Annotated in this window: 2 protein-coding genes and 1 pseudogene; all 3 read right to left on the reverse strand. The window is 42.2% G+C overall.

Going from position 1 to position 1,393, the window contains the following annotated elements:
- Nucleotides 1–379 (reverse strand): 6-bladed beta-propeller (locus tag A3SI_RS16600; RefSeq protein WP_238531832.1); only part of this gene is annotated, 379 nt, incomplete at its 3' end.
- Between the two features lie 50 nt (nucleotides 380–429).
- The gene (locus A3SI_RS16605; protein WP_009057795.1) at nucleotides 430–687 is read right to left on the reverse strand and encodes a hypothetical protein; all 258 of its coding nucleotides are present in this window, start codon (nucleotides 685–687) and stop codon (nucleotides 430–432) included.
- A 506-nt stretch (nucleotides 688–1,193) separates the two neighbouring features.
- A pseudogene (locus tag A3SI_RS21335) lies at nucleotides 1,194–1,393 on the reverse strand (serine/threonine-protein kinase pkn1); the annotation flags it as partial.

A 1,393-nucleotide genomic window follows, 5' to 3' on the forward strand; every position in this document is an offset into this window, starting at 1 on the left:
GCGTCTGATTGTCTGCATTATAGGCGATATCTTCTACGTCAGGCAGCTCGCCAGGACCATTTCCTCCTATGGGAATGTCCGCCACGAAAGCTCCTGTTTCATCGAATATATAAATCCCTTCCCCAAGCTCCGCATCCAGAATGAAAAACTTACCATCACCAGCCAGAATTTTATCGGCTTGGTAGAGGTCTAAATCCTCAGACACATCCAGCAGCACATAGTGCGCCTTTTTAAAGAAAGGAACCAGATCGAATAGCTCTACTTCCGAGAATTTACCGAATTCCCTCAGCTCCACCGCCCCATCCCCTATCGGTTCTTTCGGGGCACTGCAGGCAAACTGAAACAGCATACCTGTCAATAGAAGTACATAGTGTTTCATACACAAATGAAATAAGGTAGGCGTCCCCTGATAGGGGACGCACTTTAATTTTACTCACAGTTGGTTTTAGTACAGGTTTCTTGGGCAGCCGCTTTACATGCCGTTTTCCAACCAAAGCCAACTTCTACTCCAACAGATGCACCACTATGCCAACTGTAACCAAACTTAACCTTAGGAGATTTTACACAAAAAACTTCCTTAGGACCTTTCCCTCCATCTGATTCTAACTTTTCTTGCGCCTGACCTGTAAACGGCCAAGAAAGAAGACCAAAGACTACTAAACTTGAAATCGCAATAAACTTTTTCATTTTCACATATTTTTTAATGATTAGATGCCTACAGCACCAAAACTTGATTAATGGAATAATAATTTAGCTAAATCCTTTATTCTGTGGCTAAATTAAAAAAAAAAACGAACACTGTCAATACATTGACGAAAAAAAAATTAATTGATTTTTTCTCATACCAAAGAGACTAGACATGGCTTTACCATGTTTAAATATAACCTATCAAACAAACACTGCTTTTATACGGATAGAAGCTCTTGATTGGCTCAGGCATTACATACGCACTATCCCAAATCGCATACAATGTCGTTAACCAGGCTGTAATAAACAGCGTCATGTCTAGTGAATCCGAATTATATAAAGTGATGGAAGTTGGTATGGCTGCCTCACCCTATGAATAAGCAAACAGAAAGGTGCTCCTCTCGATACTAGAGATGATACTAACAGCCTTGGCGACGATCTAGGATATAGATAGCATCTCTAAACGTGAGGAGCTTTGAACTGAAACCCTCCCCCGGAGCTTACAGCTATAGGTCTTTCACCAATCGGATGCCTAAGATGCCTGAAGGCCAATCCAGCGGCCAATTCAGCTGAACATTATTGGTTATCCTGCCGATTTCACAGGTCTCTTGGTCATCTATGTAGCTCCCCCCTATTAGGACGAACTCCCCTGGATTCCTCACAGAATAGACAAGCTCACACACGTTCCCTGCGAGATCGTAAATTC

It is taken from the genome of Nitritalea halalkaliphila LW7 (assembly GCF_000265075.1).
In the GTDB taxonomy this organism is placed as follows: Bacteria; Bacteroidota; Bacteroidia; order Cytophagales; family Cyclobacteriaceae; genus Nitritalea; species Nitritalea halalkaliphila.

What these genes read in the sequence shown, in the direction of transcription:
- A3SI_RS16605 (WP_009057795.1), bottom strand. Translation starts at nt 687, where the DNA reads ATGAAAAAGTTTATTGCGATTTCAAGTTTAGTAGTCTTTGGTCTTCTT.